The organism is Kitasatospora sp. NPDC003701 (assembly GCF_053587085.1).
Genome location: NZ_JBSFNM010000014.1, coordinates 83,344 through 104,761 on the forward strand (window position 1 = coordinate 83,344; position 21,418 = coordinate 104,761).

Genomic DNA, 21,418 nt, shown 5'->3' on the forward strand with positions numbered 1-21,418 from the left:
ACCCAGCATGTCCGACAACACGATGGTCGCGCGCGCCGAGACGGCGTCGCGCGGCCTCCTCGCCGTCCTGCTGACGGGGGTGTTCATCGCGATCCTCGACGTCGCCATCGCCAACGTGGCGGCGCCGAGCATCGGCACCGACCTGAACGCCAACGGCGCCGAGCTGCAGCTCGTCGTCGCCGGCTACATCGTCAGCTACGCCGTCCTGCTGATCACCGGAGCGCGGCTCGGCGACCTCGCCGGCCGCCGGAGGACGTTCCTCACCGGGGCCGCCGTCTTCACGGCGGCCTCGCTCGCCTGCGGCCTGGCGTGGTCGGCGGTGGCACTGATCGTCTTCCGGTTCGTGCAGGGAGCCGGGGCCGCGTTGATGGTGCCGCAGGTGCTCAGCCTCATCCAGCTGAACTTCGCGGGCACCGCCCGGGCCAAGGCGCTCAGCGCCTACGCCACGGTGATCGCCGGCGGCGCGATCGTCGGCCAGATCGCCGGTGGTGTGCTGGTCAGCGCCGACATCTTCGGCACCGACTGGCGGCCGGTGTTCCTGGTCAACGTGCCCGTCGGTCTGGTGCTGCTGATCGCCGGAGCGCGCACGCTGCCGAAGGACGCCGGCAACCCGTCCCGCAAGCTCGACCTGCCGGGCCTGGCCACGCTGTCCCTCGCGGTGATCGCGCTGGTGCTGCCGCTGGTCCTCGGGCGCGAGCTGGACTGGCCCGCGTGGACGTGGGTGAGCCTGGCGCTGAGCGTGGTCTTCGCGCTGGCCTTCGTGTCGGTCGAGAACCGGGCGAGCCGGACCGGCGGTTCACCGCTGGTCCACGGTGCGCTGCTGCGCGCGCCCGGCATGGTGGCGGGCGCGCTGGCGCTGCTCGCCGCGACCGCGAACTACGGCGCCATCCTCTTCCTGATCGCGTTCTTCGTGCAGACCGGCCTGGGCCACGGCGCGCTGGCCGCCGGGCTGGTGTTCCTGCCCAGTGCGTGCGCCTTCGGCTTCGCCAGCATGAACTGGCGCAAACTGCCCGCCCGATGGCACCGACTGCTGCCCACGGCGGGCCTGTCGCTCACCATGCTGGCGCTGATCGGTCTCGCCCTCGCCATGGATTCCGGTCACATTTCCGTCTGGATGGAGATCTGCATCCTGCTCTTCGGCCTCGGCATGGGCTCGGCGTTCAGCCCGCTGTTCACCATCGCGCTCTGGAAGGTGCCGCCGGCCAACGCGGCGGACGCCAGCGGCGTGCTGACCACGGTGATGCAGCTCGGCCAGGTCATCGGCGTCGCGGTCTTCGGCTCGGTGCTGCTGAACCTCATGCACGCTCCGTCCGACGCGCCGCACGCCGGCTTCGTCACCGCGCTCGTGATGGCCGCCACGGGGGTGGTCGGAGCCCTGATCGCGCTGCGCCTGCCCCACGCGAACAACACTCCTGGGGGGTCGACCAGCTGACCGTCAGGTCCAATAATTCAGTAGGAATCAGTCGTCGTTGCATGGGAGAAACATGTCAGGCTCTGTCATCGTCGGTGGAGTGCGCACGCCGATGGGCCGACTGCTGGGCTCGCTGAAGGACTTATCCGGGGTTGACCTCGGCGGCCTGGCGATCAGGGCGGCGCTCGAGCGCGTGGGCCTCGCGCCGGAGGCCGTGCAGTACGTGATCATGGGTCAGGCGCTGCAGGCCGGCCAGGGGCAGATCCCGTCGCGCCAGGCCGCGGTCAAGGCCGGCATCCCGATGAGCGTGCCGTCCCTGACCGTCAACAAGGTGTGCCTGTCGGGTCTGGACGCGATCGCCCTGGCCGACCAGCAGATCCGCCTGGGCGAGTTCGACATCGTGGTCGCGGGCGGCATGGAGTCGATGACCAATGCCCCGCACGTTCTGCCCGGCTCCCGCTCCGGCACCAAGTACGGGCCGGTCGAGATGCTGGACGTGACGGCGCACGACGGTCTCACCGACCCCTTCGACCAGGTCCTCATGGGTGCGCTGACCGACCAGCACAGCGCGAAGGCCGGCATCTCCCGCGAGGACCAGGACGCGTTCTCCGCGCGCTCGCACCGGCGCGCCGCCGCCGCGATCAGCAGCGGCCGCTTCGCCGAGGAGATCGTGCCGGTCGAGGTCCCGCAGCGCAAGGGCGATCCGGTCGTGGTCGACACCGACGAGGGCGTGCGGCCGGACACCACGGCCGAGGCACTGGCGAAGCTCCGCCCCGCGTTCGGCGCGGACGGCACCATCACCGCCGGTTCGGCCTCGCAGATCTCCGACGGCGCGTGCGCCGTTGTCGTGATGAGCAAGGCCAAGGCCGAGGAGCTCGGCCTCGAGTGGCTGGCCGAGATCGGCGCCCACGGCAACGTGGCCGGTCCGGACAACTCCCTGCTGGCGCAGCCGTCCAACGCGATCAAGCATGCGCTGGGCAAGGAGAACCTGTCGGTCGACGACCTGGACCTCATCGAGATCAACGAGGCGTTCGCGGCGGTCGGCCTGCACTCCGCGCGCGAACTCGGGCTCGGTGACGAGGACATCGAGGCGAAGGTCAACGTCAACGGCGGCGCGCTCGCCCTGGGGCACCCGCTCGGCATGTCCGGCGCCCGCCTCGCGCTCACGCTCGCGCTCGAACTCAGGCGCCGCGGTGGCGGCGTCGGTGCCGCCGCGCTGTGCGGTGGCGGCGGCCAGGGTTCCGCCCTGATCCTCCGCGTCCCGGAAGCGGTGGACGCATGAGCGAGCACCCGGCGCGGCGGCTCTGGCACAGCCTGGAGGTGCTCTACCAGCCGGCGCTGTCGGTGGCTCACACCCGGGCCGTCGGGGCGGAACTCGGCCTCCGGGGATTCTGGATGACCTTGATCGCCTTCCGCTCGGCGCCGCTCGGCGCGGTGGACGCCGCGACGGTGGTCGCCGCGTTCGGCGGCTACGCGCCGGAGATGGTGGGCAAGGCCATCCCCGCCGCGTGGGCGCTGGTGCCTCCGGCGACGTGCGTCGAGCGCCGGAACGCCCTTGCGGGCGAGCTGCTCCGGGAGGCCGGCGTCACCGACGAGATCGCCGGGCCACTGGTCGCGCGGCTGGCCGGGCTGCCGTCGGCGCTCGAGACGACCGGACGCCCGCTCGGTGCCGCCAACGCCGCTCTCCCGCTCCCGGACGACCCGGTCGCGGCACTGTGGCAACTCGCCAGCACGGTACGGGAACATCGCTTCGACGGGCACATGGCCGCCTGGGTCACCGCCGGCGTCACCGGGCTCCAGTCCCATCACATGCTCGTCGCGGAGCTCGGTCAGCACGAGATGATGCGCGAGCTGCGGGGCTGGACACCGGAGGAGTGGTCCGGGGCGGCCGAAACGCTGGTCGCCCGCGGCCTGCTGGACGCCGATTCCGGTGCCCTCACCAGCGCGGGCCGGGAACTGCGCGACAAGGTGGAGCAGCAGACGGACGAGCTGGCCTGGTCGGGGGGCCTGTCCGTGCTGGGCGAGGAGGGCGTGGACACGATCTGCGCGGAGCTCGCCCCGCTGGCGAGTTCGGTCCGCGACTCCGGCCTGGCGCCCCTGTTCACCCTGCTCGTAGGCAGCGAGGCCTGAGGCCCGTTCCGGCCACGCCGTCCGCTCGTGCCGGTGGGGCGGGTACGTCCTCCGCCGCGGTGCCCGAACCGTGGATCGATCGCGACGCGGGGTGATCCCCCCTCGCCTTCATGGCATGTCCATGAAGGCGAGGGGGGATCAGTCATGCTGCCTCGATCCTGTCGGCGATCGCGCCGTACGACGCGGCCCTGCTCTCGCCGCGGCACCTGCGCGTGCCCCGCACCGCACGGATGCGACCTCCTGCGCCCCGGCGGCCGTACAGGCCCCGCGCGAGCCGGGAGGAACTGCGCGGGAGCATCCCCTCCTGGCCTTCCGCCGGGGCCGCCGGCGGCAACACGTCCCCCCTCGACCGCACCCGCCACCGCCGGTACGCCCGAGCCACCGCTGCGGCAACCCGTGCACCGAGATCACCCGGGTCGGGCAGGAGCCCGGCCCCGGGGGTGCACTTTCGGGAATGGGAGCGGCAGGTGCCGGCGGTGTAGGGAGAAGAGGGCAAGGCAGCGGCAGGCGACCGGGAGGACCAGTGCGCGCGAGGGCGGACGATCGCAGGGGGAACGGCGGCGAGCGGGTCGGCGGAGGTGACCGCAAGGCCCGGGAGGCGCGGGTGGGCGGGCCCGTGACGGGGGCGATGTCCCCGGAGCAGGCTCGTGAGCTGCAGCGGAGCCTCGGCAACGCGGTCGTGGCCCGGATGGCGCGGGGCGGGCGCGGAGAACAGGACTCGGACCCCGTCCAGCGGTCCGGTGTGCACGAGGTGCTGCGGGGGGCCGGGCGGCCGCTCCAGGGGCAGGTGCGCGAGGAGATGGAGAGCCGGCTCGGGGCGGACTTCTCGGATGTGCGGCTGCACACCGGCGCGGCCGCCCAGCGGTCCGCCGCCGAGATCGGTGCGCGGGCCTACACGTCCGGCAGGGACGTCGTCATCGGGCACGGGGGCGGCGACCGGCACACCCTCGCACACGAGCTGACCCATGTGATCCAGCAGCGGAAGGGGACCGTCGCCGGTACCGACCGGGGGGACGGCCTGCGGGTCAGCGATCCCGGTGACTCCTTCGAGCGCGAGGCCGAGGCCAACGCCCGACGGGTGATGGCGCGGCCGGCCGGCCGGCCGGAGGCGGTCCAGCGGGCGGAGCCGGGCCACGCCGCGGGGGCCGCCGAGCCCGCCGTGCAGCGGAAGCTGGGGTTCGAGACGGAGATCGACATGCCCGTCGAGAACGCCAGGGGCGAGAAGTACGAGGGCGACACCGACCTGGCCGAGAGCACCGCGGGCGACTTCAAGCTGGTCTCCGACTCGCGGTCGTTGAACGACGGCGCCGCCTACTCGAACCTGGAGTTCGTGACCGGGGCGGTCGCGGTCGTCGGCACCGGCAGCGAGTCCGGGCCGGCCGCCCTCGAACAGCTGGTCGACGAGATCAGGGCGGTGCGCGAGGCGTTCTACCGGCAGACCGGGAAGACCCCGCTGGCGGGCATGGGCCTGGAGCTGGCGATCCTGCCCGCGGGGCAGGACGCCCGGATCGCCCCGGACCTCGACTTCCCGGACTACGCCGGCGCCCCGGGCATGGGCGACGGGCTGTTCGTCCACTACTCGGTCGGCGTGCCGCTGGCCGGGATGCCGATGTTCTTCGACCACCTCCGGGAGGCCGCCCCCCAGGCCCCGGGGGCGCCGCTCCCCCGCGCCCGGTTCCGGCTCTCGCAGTCGAAGACGTTCGCCGAGCAGGTCGTGGCCCGGTACGAGCAGGGTCAGGGGTCGGCGCGCAAGCGCAAGCGGCTGGAGACGGACGCCCTGGACGGCTACAGCCAGCTGTTCTTCATGCAGGTCGCGGCCATGGCCGACTACCTCGCGCAGGACCAGGACCAGGGCCAGATCAAGAACCTGACGGTCGTGCTGTCCCGCTCGCAGCTCACGGACGTCCGCGCGCTCCTCGACCCCGGGTTCCAGGACTTCCTGTCGGCCGACAGCGAGGCGATCGTCGACCTGCTCGCACAGTTCCAGGAGGATCCCGGCGACGGCAGCGCGAACCTGGAGTTCCGCGACGAGGCCACCCGGGAGATCGACGGCCTCCCGGTGTCCCTCCTCTCCTTCGCCGAGTCGACGCTGAAGGGCGTCCCCCAGATCCCTCAGCAGAGCGTCTTCGGCGGCATGAACCAGATCGCCCCGCACGAGGAGGAGGGCGCCATGATGGTCCCCTTCGAGATCCGGACCATGGGCTCCCTGATGAAGACCTGGGACGAGCTCAAGGCCGAGCTGCGGGACCTCGCGGCCTGGGCGGAGGAGGCGTACCGGCACGACCGGTCGCTGGCCGGCGACTCGGCCCGCACCCGCACCGGTTCGTGACGCGCACCGGTTCGTGACGCGCACCGGCATCCGACGAGGGCCGGCCCGTGACGCGGGCCGGCCCTCGGTGCTCGCCGACACTCCCGGGACGGCCGCTGTCCTGCCCCGTCGGCGTCCGAACGGTCGGGCGGGCGCCGGGAGGGATCGGATTCAGCCGTATTTGAATGACCGTCAGGTAAACATTCGAACGCAGGGCCGGAGCTGCCCAGGGCCGCCGGAATGAGAATGTACAGTCACGAGCAGGGTGCCTTCCCGGCCTCCGAACCGTCGGTTTTCAGCCGGGACGACACAGGCTCCCCTTTGCTCACGGGACAACCTGACAGACGATGCGTGTGACATCAGTTCACCTGAGGTCGCTCAACACACCGCTCACGTTGAGGACCTCGTGGCACTCCTGGGCCTGCACGCCGGTGGCCGGAGTGCCCGGCTTCGCACAGGTCACCTGGACCGTCACGGTCTGGTTCTCAGTGATCCTGATGGGGGTGACCCAGTGGTAGTCCTGGTTACGGAACGTCTCCAGCGCGATCGTCGTGATCTTGCGATCGCCGAAACCGATCGTCACGACGCCCTCGTCGCCCTGGAAGTTGGCGACGACGATGTCCGTGATACCGAACGTCTTGCCCACGGGCACGACGTAGGTGCCGACCTTGGTCTCCCCGCCGGCCGTCGTCAGGTCGACGGTGGCCGAACTCTGCTGCCCGCCCCCCGATCCGGTCCGGGTGTCGCCGCCCGTTCCGGTGCCCGTTCCCGTGTCGGTACCGCCCGCGCCCACCCCGGGCGGGGTGCTCCCGGCCCCGGAGCCCGGCTGCCCGGGGCCCGCCGCCGGGGTCCGGCCGCCGGCCGCCGCCGCGGTGGGGGTCGACTGCTGCTGGACCGCCTGGTCGGCGGCCTCCCTCGCGGTGCTGCGCACGGCGGGACGCACCAGCAGGAACCAGGCCAGCAGCAGCGCGAGGAGCGCCGCCAGGACCGCCAGCAGCCAGGTCGGGAAGACCGGTATCTGGACGAACTCGGCCTCCGGCCGCGGTCGCTCCCGGTCGTCCTCACCGGCGTCGTCGGCCCTGGCCCCGGCCTTCCCCCCGGTCTCCGCCACCGTCTCCGCCACGGTGACGGTGAACGGCCAAGTGGCCGGCTTCCCGAACCACACGGGCTTCCCGGCGCGGACCCGCAGCGCCACCTCCGCCGACTCGCCCGGCTCCAGCTTCGGAGCCGCGGGGCGGAGGTCGAACTTCAGGTCCTCACCGGGCTGGGCCGGGGTGAATCCCACCTGGACGGGGCGGTTGCCCTCGTTGTGGACGGCGAGGCGGTAGCGTCCGCGCAGCCAGCCGCGGCGGCGCTTGGGAGCGCTCTCGGCCCGCAGCTGCCGGAATCCCTCGACCCGCACGGTGGTCTCGGGGACCTTGACCGCCTCGGGGTGCTCGGCGGGCAGGACCCGTACGGCCAGGGGCACCTCACCCGCCCGCACCCGCGGCGAACGCGGGGGCGCCAGGCGGATGGTCACCGTTTCCGAGGTGCCGGGGTAGAGGGAGACGCGGTCGGGCTCGACGGTCGTCCAGGCGGCGCAGTCACCGACGACTTCCAGGCGGTACGCCTCGACGATGTCGCCGTCGTTGCGAACGGTCAGGCTGGTGGTCGCGGTACCGCCCGGCGTCACCGTCACCGACGGGATGTCGAGGCCGGGCGCGCCGGGGCTGGGAGTGGCTGCTGGGGTCGTCACGCCGCGACGCTACGCCGCTCCCCCGCCCGCCTCCACGGACGCGGGGGCAAGGCCCCGGGCAGCCGCGATGCCCCCCGCGAACTCCTCCCAACTCCCCCGCCCAGACGCTTTGTTGCCTTTGGATCCCGCAGTACTCCCCTCATACGCATCACGGAACAGGTACGCCTCATGCTCCACACCGACCTCATCGGCACCGTCCACCCGTCCGGCACCGGCGCCACGCGGCCGACCGTCCCGCCCCAGGGCCGCGCCCCGGCCCACAGCCCGGCCCACGCCCGGGCCGCGCACGACGCGGCGGCCGGCGAGCCCGGCGGACGGATCACCGTGGCCGTGTACGCCTCGGACCCGGTCCTGCACGTCGGGATCGTCCAACAGCTGCGCCAGCGGCCCGAGGTGGAACTGGTCGACGACGCCGACGCACACGGGGCGCGGGTCTCGCTCGTCGCCGTGGACAGCGTGGACGACGAGACGACCGCCCTGCTGTACCGGCTGCGCCACAACTCCGCCACCCGCACCGGGCTCGTGGTCGGCACCTTCGACTCGGGTGACGCCTTGCAGCGCGCCATCGAGTGCGGGGTCACCGCGGTGCTGCGGCGCGCGGAGGCCGACCAGGACCGGTTGCTGCGGCTGGTCCTGGCGATGGCGAACGGCGAGGGCGTCCTGCCCGGCGACCTGCTCGCGAAGCTCCTCGACCACGTCGGCGGCCTGCAGCGGTCGGCCCTCGACCCGCACGCCGTCTCCCTGTCCACGCTGACCCCGCGCGAGGCGGACATGCTGCGCCTGGTGTCGGAGGGCCTGGACACCGCGGAGATCGCGCGCAACACCTCGTACTCCGAACGGACCGTCAAGAACGTCCTGCACGAGGTCATCACCCGGCTCCAGTTGCGCAACCGCTCCCACGCCGTCGGCTACGCGCTGCGCAACGGGCTGATCTGACCGGACCGGCACCGGCTGCCCGAAAGCGCAGCCGGTGCTTCCCCCGGCCCCGGCCCCGGGGCCCTGCCGCCCCGCGACCGCGGGACGGCAGGGTGGCACGTCGGACATGGATGCTGGACCGGACTGTGAGGTGGACCGTGATGGGCACGGGTGGCTCCGGCCGTCGGCGACACCGCTTGGGCAGGGCCGGTGCGGCGCTGCTGCTGCTGGCGCCCCTGCTCGCGGTGACGGCGGCCGCCGGCCCGGGCGGCTCCGGGGACCGGCCCCCCGCGGCCGGCACCGGAGACCGGGCCGCGGCGGCCGATGCCGGGGAGAGCCGGATCGCGTACGCCGGTACCCGCCACCGGAGCCTCGGCCGGGTGGCGACGGACACGACGAGCCCCCCGTTGTTCGGCGAGGGCCCGGCGCACTTCGACGTCCAGCCCGCCGCCCTGGGCGACCGGCTGGTCTTCGCGAGCCGCCGCGACGAGCCGGCCCCGCAGGTCTACCTGCGCTCCGCCGACGGCTCGGTGCACCGCCTGACCAGCGGTCTGGACGTGGCGAACCCGCGACTGACGCCGGACGGCCGGTCGGTCGTCTTCGACGCGGCCCGGCCCGCCGGGACCGGCGGCACCCAGCGCGACCTGTGGCTGGTGCGCACCGACGGCACCGGCCTCACCCGGCTGACCGACACCCCCGCGAACGAGGAGCACCCCACGGTCTCGCCCGACGGCGCGCGGCTGGCGTACTCCTCCGACGCCGACCGGGCCGCCGGCCGGCAGGTCTACGTCCGGCCGCTGCGGGGCGGGCCCGCCACCCGGGTCTCCGACCCCGCCGACGGCGCGGGCACCGAGCCGGTGTGGAACCCGGTGGACGGGCCGGCGACCCGGGACCGGATCGCGTACACCGCCACCGGACCGGACGGGCCCCGGCTGCGGTGGACCGACGGGCGCACCGGCGGGCCGCTGCTGGCGGGCCCGCGGGCACAGTGGCGCACGCACGGGGCAGCCTGGCTGCCCGACGGGAACGACCTGCTCTTCCTCAGCCCCGACCGGACCTGTAGCTGTGAGGGCGACTGGGACCACGTCTTCCGGGTGAAAGCGCTCTCGGAGGACGAACCGAAGGTGGTGCTCAGCGAGGACCGCGAGGTCGGACCGGCCACCTGGCTCGGCCCGCTCCAGGGCGGTGGCGCGGTCGTCGAACGCGTCTCGGCGGACGGCCCGCACGTGGTGACCCTGCAGGACGTCCGGCCGGACGGCTCCGACCCCCGTGACCTCAACCGGACCGTCCTCAAGGAGGACCCGGCGGCCGACACCGAGACCGATCCGACGAAGGACCCGCTGTTCCGGCCCGCCGCCGGGTACGACCCGTGGACCGAGCGCCAGAACTACACGCCCGACGGCCGCCGGATCGTGGTGACCCGCTTCGAGGACGCGCCGGCCGGACCGGATCTGCCGGCCGGGCGGATCGAACGGATCTGGATCGCGGACGCCGACGGCTCCGGCCCGACGGCGCTCCCGCTGGCGGGCCGCGGGCCCAGGGACTGGGACACCGATCCGACCTTCTCCCCGGACGGCCGGTACCTGGCCTTCACCCGGACCTCCCCCGGCGGGGTCGGCGGGGCCTCCGGTCCCGGGCGGATCCTGATCGCGGACGCCGCCACCGGCGCGCTCCGGGGCGGGATCGTCCCGCCCGCGGGGCAGCCCCAGGGCGGCGACGCCCAGCCCACCTGGTCCTCCGACGGCTCGACCCTGGCGTTCACCCGCAACCAGGTGATCAACGGCGGCGGGGGCAACAAGCACGTGTGGACCGTGCCCGTGGACCACCTGGACCGGCAGCGCGACCTGAGTGCCGCCCACTGCCCCGGCGCCTGCGAGGTCGTCGACGACAGCCCGGCGTTCTCACCGGACGGCGCCACCATCGCCTTCAACCGCAAGAACGGCGCCGGCCGGGTCGACGAGCGCAACGGGATCCTGCTGGTCGCCGCGGCGGGCGGCGGCTGCCGGGTGCTGCTGCCGGACGCGGCCCGCGACCGGCCGGGGGCCTGCGGCCGGGAGCTGCCCGACACCACCACCACCGGGCCCTTCCAGCCCCGCGACGCCGCCTGGAGCTCCGACGGCAGGACGCTGGTGATCAGCTCCCGGGCCGCCCTGGCCGCCAACAGCCCGGAGAAGCTGTCCCTGGTGGACGCGGTCTCCGGGGCCCGCACCCCGCTCACCGCCGGGCTGCCGGGCCGCCAGAAGGAACCGGGCGTCCAGCAGTCCGTGGACCTCGCGGTCCAGGCGCCCGGTACGGCCGCACCGCTCACCGTCGGCGACTCCGGGACCGTCCGGGTGGACGTCGTCAACCACGGCCCGGCCGCCTCGCCCGGGACCAGGCTGACCGTCGCGCCCCCGGCCGGGGTGACCGTCACGGGCCTCGCCGCGCCCGGCGCCACCTGTGACGCGGCGGCGCTGGTCTGCGCCCTGGGCGTGGTGCGCCCGGGCGCCACCGTGCCGGTCACGGTCACCGTCACCGGGGTCGAGCCCGGCGACCAGCCCCTGGACTGGTCGGTCACCGGTGCCGTCCTCGACCCCCGTCCCAGCGACAACACCGGCCGGACCGTGGTGCCGGTGCGCCCGGCGACCCCGCCGACGCCCGGTCCCACCCCGACGGCGACCCCGACCCCGACCCCGACACCGACGGCGGATCCGCCGTCGACCCCGGCACCGCCGCCGGCCCCGGCACCCGCCCCCGCTCCGCCGGCCCCGTCGCCGGTCGGCACGCCCCCGCCGCTGCCGCCCGCGCCGCCGGCCGGCCCCGGGCTGAGCCTCACGGCGCAGCCGAACCCCGGCTACGTGGGTGGTCGCGTGGTCCTCACCTACACCGTTCGCAACGGCCGCGAAGGGCTGGCCACCGGCCTGCGGCTGCGCGTCGGCCTGCCCGCGGGCGTGCCCCACGACGGGCCGCCGCCGGGCTGCGACCGGGACTGGGTGTGCGCGCTGCCCGACCTCGCCCCGGGCGCGCGGACCGTCGTCCAGGTCGTCCTCAGCCCCGATCAGGCCCTCACCGGCCTGGTGACCGGCTCCCTGACCACCACCGGCACGGACGCCGACCCCGGGGACAACGAAGCCCGTCAGCAGCTGCGGATCCTCCAGCCGCGCATCGTCGCGGTCCCGCCGATCGGCAAGCCCGGTTTCGTCACCTCGGTACGCGGTGAGGACTTCCCGCCCGGCGCGCCGGTGCGGTTCACCTGGCAGCCGGGCATCACGGCCGCGGCGGCGCCGACCGTCCCCGGGCCGGACGGCCGGTTCATCGGCCAGCTGCTGATCCTCGCCAAGGATCGGACCGGCCCCCGGGTCATCATCGCGAACGGCCCCGGCTTCTCCCCGGTGCGGACCGACTTCCTGGTGGTCAGCGGCACGGTCCAGCCGCCCAACGAGATGATCCGCCGATGATCCACGAGGTCGACGAGGGGCTGCGCCGGCTGCTCGCGGAGTCCGGCCTGGACGCGTCGGGCGTCGACGTGGTGTTCGACGCGCCGACCCGCGACTGGGCGGCCCGCCGCAGCGCCCCGACGGTGTGCGTGTTCCTCTACGACGTCCGCGAGGACCACACCCGGCGCGCCAGCGGCGCGGGCGAGGTGTACGACGCGGACGGCTTCCTCGCCGCGCGCCGCGCCCCGGCCCGCTGGTTCGAGCTGACGTACCTCGTCACCGCGTGGGCGAGCCGGCCGCAGGACGAACACCGGCTGCTCTCCCAGGTGCTGAGGTGTCTGGTGTCCACCGACGCGCTGCCCCCGCGCCTGCTCACCGGGTCGCTCGCCGAACTCGGCCTCATCGTGGGCCTGGACGGCGGCGGCACCGGGCTCGACGCGCCCGCCGCCTCCGACGTGTGGTCGGCGCTGGGCGGCGAGCTGAAGCCGTCGCTGGGGCTGCGGGTGAGGGCGCCGCTGGCCGGGGCCACCACCGCGGTCGCCCCGCCGGTCACCGAGGGCCTCGTGGTCCGCGCCGCGGCCCGGGCCGCACCGGAGGAGCCGGGGGCCGCGCGGCGCCTGCGCTACACGGAGATGGCCGAGCACGGTCCGGAGGGCTTCGGCGGCTCCCGGGAGCGGGGGCCGGCCCCCGCCCGCCGCCGACGCGGGGAGCGGCAGCCGTGACGCGGACCCTGGAACCCGCAGCCGCGACGACGACCCCGGCCCCGGTCCCGTATCTGTGGACGCGGCTGCGGGTCGTCGAGGAGCGGGTGCGCGAGGCCGTCGCGATCCGGCGCGCGCTCGATCCCGATCCGGACGACCCGTACCGCGGCCAGTTCCTCACCCCCGAGGCGGTCGCCCGCGTCCTGGACGAGGGACACCGGCCCGCTCCGCCCGCCCTGCCCGGTCCGGACGCGCCGCCGCCCGGCTCGCCGCTGGCCGTGCTCGCCACCCGCTTCGCCCTGGCCCCCCTGGACCTGGACCTGCTGCTGGTGGCCCTGGCCCCGGACCTCGACACCCGCTTCGAGCGGCTCTACGGCTACCTCAACGACGACCTGACGCGCCGCCGGCCCACCGTCGGACTCGCCCTCGAACTGTGCGGGCACCGCGGGACGGCGGCGGCCCGGTTCCGGCTGGCTCCCTCCGCGCCGCTCGTCGCGGGCGGTCTGTTGGAGGTCACCGAGCCCGAACGGCCGCCGCTGTCCCGGGTGCTGACCGTCCCGGACCGGGTCACCGCGCACCTGCTGGGCGACACCGCGCCCGACCCGCTGCTGACCGGTGTGCTCCGCCGTCCGGCCGGTGATCCGGCCGTCGACCCGGCCGAGCTGCGCCGGGCCGCCGCCGCGGCCGGGAGCGGCACCGGCCACGTCCACCTGCGCAGCCGGGGCGGCGATCCCGAGGGGCTGGCCGTCGCCGCGCTGCAGGCGGGCGGGCTGCCGCCGCTGGCCCTGGATCCGGCGGCGCTGTCCCACGACCCCCGGGGCGTGCCGGGCGTCGCCCGGGCCGTCGCACGCGAGGCCCGGCTGCTGGGCGCGGGCGTCGTCCTGGGGCCGCTGGAGGAGCTGCCCGACCGGCCCGACGAGCGGGCCAGGGTCCTGCGCACGCTGTGCGAGGCCCTGCGCGGCCTCCCCTTCCTCACCCACGGGAGCGGCGGCTGGGAACCCGCCTGGGCGGCCGACACCCCCGTCACCCTGACGGTGGCGGCCCCCGCCCCCGACCGGCAGGTCGCGCGCTGGCGGCACGCCCTGGAGCGGGCCGGCGAGCAGCACGGCGCGAGGGGCGACGAGGGCGACGGCGAGGACGGGGCCGAGGCGCTCGCCCGGTCCGTCGCCGCGCACCGCCTGGACGCCGGGCAGCTGCGCAGGGCCGCCGGCACCGCGGTGCGCACGGCCGCGCTCGACGGCCGGCCGGTCTCCCCCGACGACCTGCGCACGGCCGTCCGGGCCCAGAACGGCGCGGGGCTCGCCCGCCTCGCCCGCCGGGTCGAACCGGCGGTGGGCTGGGACGACCTGGTGCTCCCCGCCCCCACCCACCGCAGCCTGCGGGAGCTCGCGGTGCGCGCCCGCCACCGCGAACAGGTGCTCGGGCAGTGGGGCATGCGGCCCGGCGGCGGGCGCGGGCGCGGGGTGATCGCGCTGTTCGCGGGTTCGTCCGGTACCGGCAAGACGATGTCGGCCGAGGTGGTGGCCGCCGACCTGGGCATGGACCTGTACGTGGTGGACCTCTCCACGGTGGTCGACAAGTACGTCGGCGAGACCGAGAAGAACCTGGAGCGGATCTTCACCGAGGCCTCCGCCGTCAACGCGGTGCTGCTGTTCGACGAGGCGGACGCGATCTTCGGCAAGCGTTCGGAGGTCAGGGACGCCCACGACCGGCACGCCAACATGGAGTCGGCGTACCTGCTCCAGCGGATGGAGTCCTTCGACGGCATCGCCGTCCTGACCACCAACCTGCGCGCCAACCTGGACGAGGCCTTCACCCGCCGCCTGGACGTGATCGCGGACTTCCCGGTGCCCGACGCCGACCAGCGCCTCGCCCTGTGGGACCGCTGCCTGGGCGACCGGGTGCCCCGGGGCGACGACCTCGACCTCCGGTTCTGCGCGGACCGGTTCGACCTGGCCGGCGGCTCCATCCGGGCCTGCGCGGTGACCGCCGCGTACCTCGCCGCCGAGTCGGGCGGACCGCTGACGATGGCCCAGACGGTGACGGCGGTCGCGCAGGAGTACCGCAAGCTCGGCCGGCTGGTACTGGAGGGCGAGTTCGGACCGTACGTGGCCCAGGTCACGCGGGTCTGAGCCGGCGCGGCCGGCGGACCGGCGCGGAGGGTCGTCGCGGCGGGCGGGTCGTCGCGGCGGTCCGGGGAGGGCCGGGGAGGGCAGCGCCGTTGCCCCCGGGCAGGTCCCCCGGTCCCTCCCGCCGGCGACGGCCCGCCGGAAAGGCTGGGGGCGGGGCGCGACGGCGCGCGACGCGGGTCCGTCCACGGCGTTCCGCCGTCCGCCGTCCCCAGAGCCCGGCCGGAGATCCACCGACGACCGTCCACCGAAGACCGGTGACACGAAGGAGCGAGCATGCCGACGTACCTCACCCCGGGGGTCTACGTGGAGGAGGTGCAGTCCGGTGCCCGCCCGATCGAAGGGGTCGGCACCGCCGTCGCCGCGTTCGTCGGGTTCGCCCGGACCGGACCGTTCCACGAGCCGACGCTCGTCACCAGCTGGGACCAGTACTCCCAGCGCTTCGGCGGGTTCACCGAGGACGCCTACCTGCCCCACGCGGTCTACGGGTACTTCGCCAACGGCGGCGGCGCCGCGTACGTCGTCCGGGTCGGCGGCTCCGACCGGGACAGCTCCGCGCCCGCCGCCGCCGCGGGCCCCGAGCAGCGCGCGGCCGAACCCGTCGAGCTCGGCGGGTTCCTGCTCGCGGCCCGGCCCGGCGTCACCGGCGTCTCGGTGGAGATCGCCGACGCGGACGGCGAGAACCCGCCCGAGGACCGCTTCAGGCTGCTGGTCCACCGCGACGGGGCGGTGGTCGAGAGCTTCGAGGCGTCGGCCCGCCGGAACGTCAAGGGCTACCTCGTCACCCAGGCCCGCGGCTCGGCGCTGATCGAGGTCACCGAGCAGCGCGGCACCGCCCAGGGCCGGCCCGCGAACCAGATCGCGGCCCTGCCCGACGCCCCCGCCGCCGTGCCCGCCCCGGCCGCCGGCCAGGGCGCGGCGGCCCGGCTCGACCCGGCCGAGTACGTCGGCGACGCGGCGGCCCGCACCGGGCTCGGCGGCCTGGAGACCATCGACGAGATCACCATGGTCGCGGTGCCCGACCTGATGGGCTCCCACCAGCGCGGTGACATCGACGCCGAGGGCGTGCGCACCGTCCAGCTCGCCGTGATCTCGCACTGCGAGCAGATGGGCGACCGGGTCGCCGTCCTGGACAGCCCGCCCGGCCTCTCCGCGCAGCAGGTGCGGACCTGGCGCAACGACGAGGCGGGCTACGACTCCCGCTACGCCACCCTCTACTACCCGTGGATCCGGGTCTTCGACCCGGCCGCCGGGCGCAACACCACCGTCCCGCCGAGCGGCCACATCGCCGGCGTGTGGGCCCGCAGCGACGCCGAGCGCGGGGTGCACAAGGCGCCCGCCAACGAGGTGATCCGCGGCGCGGTCGACCTGGAACTGCGCCTGAGCAAGGGCGAGCAGGACCTGCTCAACCCGATCGGGGTGAACTGCGTCCGGGCCTTCCCCGGCCGGGGCATCCGGATCTGGGGCGCCCGCACCCTCTCCTCCGATCCGGCCTGGCGCTACCTGAACGTGCGCCGCCTCTTCAACTACCTGGAGGAGTCCATCCTCCTGGGCACCCAGTGGGTGGTCTTCGAGCCGAACGACGACCGGCTCTGGTCGAGCATCCGGCGCAACGTCACCGCGTTCCTCACCGAGGAGTGGCGGGGCGGCGCGCTGTTCGGGCGGACGGCCGCGGAGGCGTTCTACGTCAAGTGCGACCGGGACAACAACCCGCAGGAATCGATCGACCAGGGCCGCGTGATCTGCGAGATCGGCGTGGCGCCGGTCAAGCCGGCCGAGTTCGTGGTGTTCCGGCTGGCGCAGTTCTCCGACAGCACCAGCCTCATCGACGAGTGACCCGCAGGTCCGGCGGTCCCGGGACCACCGGGACGAGCAGCAAGGAAAGGTGACAGACAGTCATGGCAGAGGGCGATGCTCTTTCCACCCATATCTTCGGCGTGCAGCTCGGTGGCTACCTGGTCGAGTCGATCCAGGAGATCAGCGGCCTGACCGTCGAGGAGGAGGTGGTCGAGGTCCGGCAGGTCAGCAAGGACGGCAAGCAGATCATCCGCAAGCAGCCCGGCGCCCGCCAGGCCGGCGAGGTCACGATCACCCGGGGACTCGACAAGAGCAGCGAGTTCACCACGTGGATCAAGGAGACCCTGAACAACGGGGCCGTCGACACCGCTCGGCAGAACCTCACCATCGAGATCAAGGACTCCACGGGCGAGACCGTCCGGCGCATCCAGCTGATGAACGGCTGGGCCTCCAAATGGGAGGGCCCCTCCCTCAAGGCCGGCGAGTCCGCCGCGGCCACCGAGTCCGTGACCATCGTGTTCGAGGAGATCGTCGTCGAATGAGGCGACGCACCGTGACGGCGGGCAGCCTGGAGGAGATCCTCCAGGCCACGGCGCCCGCCCCGGCACCGGCACCGCCGACGGCACCCTCCGCCGGCGCTCCGGCACGGCGCGAGGAGCACGCGCTGCGCACCGAGTTCGAGTTCGAACTGCCGCGCGGGTACGTGGACGAGGCGGGCACCCTGCACCGGCACGGCTCGATGCGCCTGGCCACCGCCCGCGACGAGCTGCGGCCCCAGATCGACCTGCGGGTCAAGGAGAACCCGGCGTACCTGAGCGTGGTGCTGCTCAGCCAGGTCATCACCCGGCTCGGCACCGTCACCGACGTGCACGCCGGTGTCGTGGAGCGGATGTACGCGACCGACGTCGCGTTCCTCCAGGACTTCTACCGGCGCGTCAACAGCGAGGGCCACACCCGCGCGGCGGTCACCTGCCCGCACTGCGAGGGCGGCTTCGAGGTCGACCTCTCCGGTGGGCGCCTGGGGGAATCGTGACGTACGCGCTCCCCCGGCTCAGGGAGGAGATCGCGTACATCGCCTACCACTTCCACTGGCAACGCGACGAGATCCTCGACCTGACCCATGACGAACGCCGGCAGTGGGTCAGCGAGATCGCTCAGATCAACTCCCGTATGAATGAAGGAGGTTGAGCAGATGGCATGGCGGGACAGGGTGCGCCGGCGCGCCGCCGTGCCGGACGCCGGCCCCGCGGGGGGCGCGGGTGCGGGCGCGGCGGGTACGGCGGGCACGGGCGCGGCGGGTACGGCGGGTGCGGTCCGGGAGGCCACCGCCGACCGGGGCCCGGGCGTGCCTGCGGACTGGGACGGCGGCTGGCGCCGCACCGCGCCACCCCTCCTCACCGTGTCCCGGGCGCCGATGGGCGTCAGTGACGGACTCGCCTTCCGGGACGGGCTGGCCGCCTGGCGCGATCCGTCCTTCGACACCGGCCTCGCCCACGCCCTGCTGCCGACCGCCCCGACCGGCCTCGTCCACGGCATCACCCGCCCCGCCACCGCGCACCCCACCCACAGCGGCGGCGGCCCGCTGCTGCTCAGGGCGCTGCGCCCGTTCGACCCGGACACCGCTCCGGGGGCGGGGACGGGGGCGGACACCGCGCCGGGGGCGGGGGCACCGCAGCCGGAGGCGCCTCCCGCATCGGGCGCGCAGGCCACCGGCCGGCCGCGGCCGGGTGGGTCGGGTGCGCGCGTGCCGGGTACGCGTGCTTCGGCGAAGGGCGCTCCGGTGTCCGCACAGGCCGCGCCCGTGGTCAGGGCCGGCACCGGCCGCTCGCGGGCCGACGAGGCCGGCGAGCGGCCGGGACGGTCCGGCGGCGGGCGGGAGACACCCTCGGGGGCCGGGGCGGCGGTCAGTACGCCCGGCACCCGTGGCCGCCCGCCCGCGCAGTCCGCGGCGGTTCTCGGCGCGGACGCGCTCAGCTCGGACGCCGCTCCCGTCGTCCAGCGGGCCGAAGCGACCGCCGCAGCGACCGCCGCAGGCCCAACCGCGGCCCCGGCCAGGGGCGGCCGTACGCCGGCGCCCGCACGGCTCCCGCTGGTCCGCCGCATCGCGGTGGTCCCCGGCACCTCCGGCGAGGGCGCTCCCGGGGCGGCCCCCGCCGGCCGGCCCGTGCAGCGGACCGCCACCGGACCCGGGTCCCTCCCCGCCGCCACCGGCCGCCGACCGGACCGGGAGGCGCCCGCCGCCACCGGCACCCGTCCCGGCCACCCCGGCGAAGGGGCTCCGACGGACCGCGCCGAAGCGACGCACGCCGTGGTGCGGACGCGCCCTGTCGGCCGGTCACTGACCGCCGCCCGGGTGCCCGCCACACCCAGGCGCCGGGTGCCCGCCGTGCGCCCCGCCGTCCCCCCGGTACACAGCGGCGGCCCCTCCCCCGACGCACCCCTACAGCGGGCCGCCGACCAGGCGCCCCCTCTCGGCACCCCGCCGACCGAAGTCCCGGCGCCCGCCACACCCTCGGACGCGGTCGGCCCCGCCCCCGCCCCCGCTCCGGCACCGGCCATGCCCGTCGTCCAGCGGCAGGCGGAGACCCTCCCCGGCCGGCCCGGCACACCCGCGCGGGGCGCGGACGCGGCTCCCGTGCAACGCGCGGCCGACCGTCCTGCCCCGGGCGCTTCGGTGTCCGAACCCTCGCCTCCCACCGGGCCCTTGGCAACGGAAGCCGCCACCCCCGCACCAGCCACGCCCCCGCTCCGGCGCCGGGCGGAGACCGCAGCCGACACCCCCGTGCAACGCGCCGCCGATCACCCCACCCTCGGCGCACCGACGACCGAACTCCCCACCACACCAACGCCCTTGGGAGCAGAGCCCACCCCTCCCACACCAGCCATGCCGATCCTCCAGCACCCCACGGAGACCGCAGCCGACACCCCCGTGCAACGCGCGACCGGTCGGCCGACCCTCGGCGCACCGACGACCGAACTCCCCACCACACCAACGCCCTTGGGCGCAGAGCCCACCCCTCCCACACCAGCCATGCCGATCGTCCAGCACCCCACGGAGACCCCAGCCGACACCCCCGTGCAACGCGCGGCCGGCCGGCCGACCCTCGGTCCGCCGCTGGCCGAACTCCCCGCCACCGCAGCACCCTTGGGTACCGGCGCGGCTGTCCGGGCGCGGGCCGGTGAACCCCCCTTCGCGGCCGCGCCCTCGGGGCCGGCCCTGCCGGTCGTGCAGCGGCAGCCGGAGGCTCCGGCTGCCGAGGGCGGCCCCGGGCGGCCCGCGCGACGTCCGCGCGCCGGGTTGGGGGCCCCGCTGCCCGCGATGCCACCGACCGCCAACCACCCCGCGGCCCCGTCCACCGTCCAGCGCATGCCCGTACCCGGGCCCGTGCGGGGAGCGGGACAGCACCCCGCAGCCCCGGCCCCGTCACCGGCTCCCCCGTCACCAGCTCCCCCGTCACCAGCTGCCCCGTCCCCGGCCACCGCGGCCCGGCACGGCGGTCGCGCAGGAGTGCCCGCGCCACCCGCAGGGGCCCGGACGAGCGGGGCCGTCCCGCTCGTCCTCGCCGGTCGGGCCGGGGCCCCGGGCCGGGCACCGGCCGCTCCGCAGCGCAGCGTCCAGCTGCTCGCCGCGCGGCCCCTGGCCCTCGGCAGCGGCCCGGACATGGGGAGCGCGACGGCCCCCGTCACCGCCGCCCGCGCGGTGAGCCGCCCCGTGGTCGCGGCACGCTGGACCGCCCCGCCCTCCACCGCCGCGCCGCAGGGCGTCCAGCGGGCGGCCGGCTCCCCCGGCCCGCAGCCGGTGTCCGCGTCCGGCCCCCTTCGCCCGTCCGAACCCCTTCGCGGACCCGAAGCCCTCCGGACCGCCGGCCCCGGGCGCCCGTCCGGTCCGCTGCCCGTGACCGCCCCGCACGCGCCACCGCTGGTGGTCCAGCCCTCCCGGGCCAAGTCCTCGGCGGGGCCCGTACCCGTGGTGCCGCTGGTGCGGTCCAGGACGCCGGACCCCGGCGGCACGCCGGGAGTCCCTCCGGTGGCGCCCCCGACCCCGCCCCCGTTCCCCGTGCAACGCGACACCGGCAGCAGCCGGGGCACCGTCCCGGCCACCACCACCGCCACCGCCGCGCGCACCACCACCCCGGCCACCACCACCGCCACCGCCCCGCGCACCACCGCCCCGGACCAGCGGGTCACCGCCTCCGACCGGACCGGCGGAGGTCCGCGTGACGCCGGAGCACAGGGCGGCGACCTCGACCTGGACGACCTGGCACGCCGCCTGCTCGACCCGGTCGCCCGCCTGCTGCGCGCCGAGCTGCGGCGCGGCCGGGACCGCGCGGGCAGGACCTTCGACGGCCGCCGCTGAGCACCCGCACGAACGAGAAACGGACGACGGACCGATGACGGACAACATCTTCGCGACCAGCGTGTTCTTCCGGCTGGCGATCGGCGGCAACGACCTGGGCGCCTTCCACACCTGCTCCGGCATGGGCGCCGAGGTCGAGATGGAGAGCTACGCCGAGGGCGGCAACAACGGCTTCACCTGGCAGCTCCCGGGTCGCGTGACCTGGTCGAACATCACCTTCACCCGGCCGGTCACCGCCGACACGGTGAAGATCGGCCGCTGGCTGGACGAGACGCTGCGGCGGGTCGAACCGAAGGACGGCGAGATCGTGGCCCTGCGGCCCGATCTGAGCCGGATCATCAGCTGGCAGGTCTTCGGGATCGTCCCGGTCCGCTGGCAGGGTCCGTCCTTCGACCCCGCCAACTCCGCGGCCGCGGTGGAGACCCTGGAGATCGCCCACGCGGGACTGCTCCCCGCCTGACATCCGCAGGAGCATCCGTCCCGCCACCGCCCCGTCCGACGACCCGCCGTACTCCCGCT

At 75.3% G+C, this 21,418-nt stretch carries 15 protein-coding genes; 14 read left to right on the forward strand and 1 reads right to left on the reverse strand.

All coding sequences use genetic code 11. The features are described 5' to 3' along the window. The first annotated feature begins 7 nt into the window (after window positions 1-7). The 4 genes from ACWDRR_RS15900 to ACWDRR_RS15915 all read left to right on the forward strand — a co-directional run bounded on the left by ACWDRR_RS15900 (window position 8) and on the right by ACWDRR_RS15915 (window position 5,870). Window positions 8-1,432: an MFS transporter gene (locus ACWDRR_RS15900; protein WP_449772768.1), complete on the forward strand. Its 1,425-nt coding sequence runs from the start codon at window positions 8-10 to the stop codon at window positions 1,430-1,432. 52 nt (window positions 1,433-1,484) lie between these two features. Then, a complete protein-coding gene (locus tag ACWDRR_RS15905; protein WP_449772769.1) occupies window positions 1,485-2,693 on the forward strand; it encodes an acetyl-CoA C-acetyltransferase in 1,209 nt (402 codons plus the stop codon). After that, on the forward strand, window positions 2,690-3,541 hold the full coding sequence (locus ACWDRR_RS15910; protein ID WP_449772770.1) for an SCO6745 family protein: 852 nt from the start codon (window positions 2,690-2,692) through the stop codon (window positions 3,539-3,541). The genes ACWDRR_RS15905 and ACWDRR_RS15910 overlap by 4 nt, the downstream gene beginning before the upstream one ends. Before the next feature lie 604 nt (window positions 3,542-4,145). Beyond that, window positions 4,146-5,870: an eCIS core domain-containing protein gene (locus ACWDRR_RS15915; RefSeq protein WP_449772771.1), complete on the forward strand. Its 1,725-nt coding sequence runs from the start codon at window positions 4,146-4,148 to the stop codon at window positions 5,868-5,870. 343 nt (window positions 5,871-6,213) lie between these two features. Here the strand turns inward: ACWDRR_RS15915 and ACWDRR_RS15920 are convergent, their stop codons facing one another. Beyond that, a complete protein-coding gene (locus ACWDRR_RS15920; RefSeq protein ID WP_449772772.1) occupies window positions 6,214-7,584 on the reverse strand; it encodes a COG1470 family protein in 1,371 nt (456 codons plus the stop codon). 168 nt (window positions 7,585-7,752) lie between these two features. Between ACWDRR_RS15920 and ACWDRR_RS15925 the strand changes: the two genes are divergently transcribed. From ACWDRR_RS15925 to ACWDRR_RS15970, 10 genes are all read left to right on the forward strand, one after another. Continuing rightward, window positions 7,753-8,520: a LuxR C-terminal-related transcriptional regulator gene (locus tag ACWDRR_RS15925; RefSeq protein ID WP_449772773.1), complete on the forward strand. Its 768-nt coding sequence runs from the start codon at window positions 7,753-7,755 to the stop codon at window positions 8,518-8,520. Between the two features lie 140 nt (window positions 8,521-8,660). Then, window positions 8,661-11,936: a hypothetical protein gene (locus ACWDRR_RS15930; protein WP_449772774.1), complete on the forward strand. Its 3,276-nt coding sequence runs from the start codon at window positions 8,661-8,663 to the stop codon at window positions 11,934-11,936. Further along, on the forward strand, window positions 11,933-12,637 hold the full coding sequence (locus tag ACWDRR_RS15935) for a DUF4255 domain-containing protein (protein WP_449772775.1): 705 nt from the start codon (window positions 11,933-11,935) through the stop codon (window positions 12,635-12,637). The genes ACWDRR_RS15930 and ACWDRR_RS15935 overlap by 4 nt, the downstream gene beginning before the upstream one ends. Continuing rightward, window positions 12,634-14,748 (forward strand): AAA family ATPase, encoded by a 2,115-nt coding sequence (locus ACWDRR_RS15940; RefSeq protein ID WP_449772776.1) that lies wholly within the window; start codon window positions 12,634-12,636, stop codon window positions 14,746-14,748. The genes ACWDRR_RS15935 and ACWDRR_RS15940 overlap by 4 nt, the downstream gene beginning before the upstream one ends. A gap of 273 nt (window positions 14,749-15,021) precedes the next feature. Next, window positions 15,022-16,581: a phage tail sheath family protein gene (locus ACWDRR_RS15945; RefSeq protein ID WP_449772777.1), complete on the forward strand. Its 1,560-nt coding sequence runs from the start codon at window positions 15,022-15,024 to the stop codon at window positions 16,579-16,581. A 62-nt stretch (window positions 16,582-16,643) separates the two neighbouring features. Beyond that, window positions 16,644-17,084: a phage tail protein gene (locus ACWDRR_RS15950; protein ID WP_449772778.1), complete on the forward strand. Its 441-nt coding sequence runs from the start codon at window positions 16,644-16,646 to the stop codon at window positions 17,082-17,084. After that, complete coding sequence (locus ACWDRR_RS15955; RefSeq protein ID WP_045943038.1) at window positions 17,081-17,575, forward strand: zinc-ribbon domain-containing protein; 495 nt, start codon at window positions 17,081-17,083, stop codon at window positions 17,573-17,575. Before ACWDRR_RS15950 ends, ACWDRR_RS15955 begins: the two co-directional genes overlap by 4 nt. Further along, complete coding sequence (locus tag ACWDRR_RS15960; RefSeq protein WP_449772779.1) at window positions 17,572-17,730, forward strand: DUF6760 family protein; 159 nt, start codon at window positions 17,572-17,574, stop codon at window positions 17,728-17,730. The genes ACWDRR_RS15955 and ACWDRR_RS15960 overlap by 4 nt, the downstream gene beginning before the upstream one ends. A 2,320-nt stretch (window positions 17,731-20,050) precedes the next feature. Beyond that, on the forward strand, window positions 20,051-20,899 hold the full coding sequence (locus ACWDRR_RS15965) for a hypothetical protein (protein ID WP_449772780.1): 849 nt from the start codon (window positions 20,051-20,053) through the stop codon (window positions 20,897-20,899). A 34-nt stretch (window positions 20,900-20,933) separates the two neighbouring features. Beyond that, a complete protein-coding gene (locus tag ACWDRR_RS15970) occupies window positions 20,934-21,359 on the forward strand; it encodes a phage tail protein (RefSeq protein WP_449772781.1) in 426 nt (141 codons plus the stop codon). Window positions 21,360-21,418 lie beyond the last annotated feature (59 nt).

What these genes read in the sequence shown, in the direction of transcription:
- ACWDRR_RS15905 (WP_449772769.1), top strand. Translation starts at nt 1,485, where the DNA reads ATGTCAGGCTCTGTCATCGTCGGTGGAGTGCGCACGCCGATGGGCCGA.
- ACWDRR_RS15925 (WP_449772773.1), top strand. Translation starts at nt 7,753, where the DNA reads ATGCTCCACACCGACCTCATCGGCACCGTCCACCCGTCCGGCACCGGC.
- ACWDRR_RS15945 (WP_449772777.1), top strand. Translation starts at nt 15,022, where the DNA reads ATGCCGACGTACCTCACCCCGGGGGTCTACGTGGAGGAGGTGCAGTCC.
- ACWDRR_RS15970 (WP_449772781.1), top strand. Translation starts at nt 20,934, where the DNA reads ATGACGGACAACATCTTCGCGACCAGCGTGTTCTTCCGGCTGGCGATC.
- ACWDRR_RS15935 (WP_449772775.1), top strand. Translation starts at nt 11,933, where the DNA reads ATGATCCACGAGGTCGACGAGGGGCTGCGCCGGCTGCTCGCGGAGTCC.
- ACWDRR_RS15950 (WP_449772778.1), top strand. Translation starts at nt 16,644, where the DNA reads ATGGCAGAGGGCGATGCTCTTTCCACCCATATCTTCGGCGTGCAGCTC.
- ACWDRR_RS15900 (WP_449772768.1), top strand. Translation starts at nt 8, where the DNA reads ATGTCCGACAACACGATGGTCGCGCGCGCCGAGACGGCGTCGCGCGGC.
- ACWDRR_RS15930 (WP_449772774.1), top strand. Translation starts at nt 8,661, where the DNA reads ATGGGCACGGGTGGCTCCGGCCGTCGGCGACACCGCTTGGGCAGGGCC.
- ACWDRR_RS15955 (WP_045943038.1), top strand. Translation starts at nt 17,081, where the DNA reads ATGAGGCGACGCACCGTGACGGCGGGCAGCCTGGAGGAGATCCTCCAG.
- ACWDRR_RS15910 (WP_449772770.1), top strand. Translation starts at nt 2,690, where the DNA reads ATGAGCGAGCACCCGGCGCGGCGGCTCTGGCACAGCCTGGAGGTGCTC.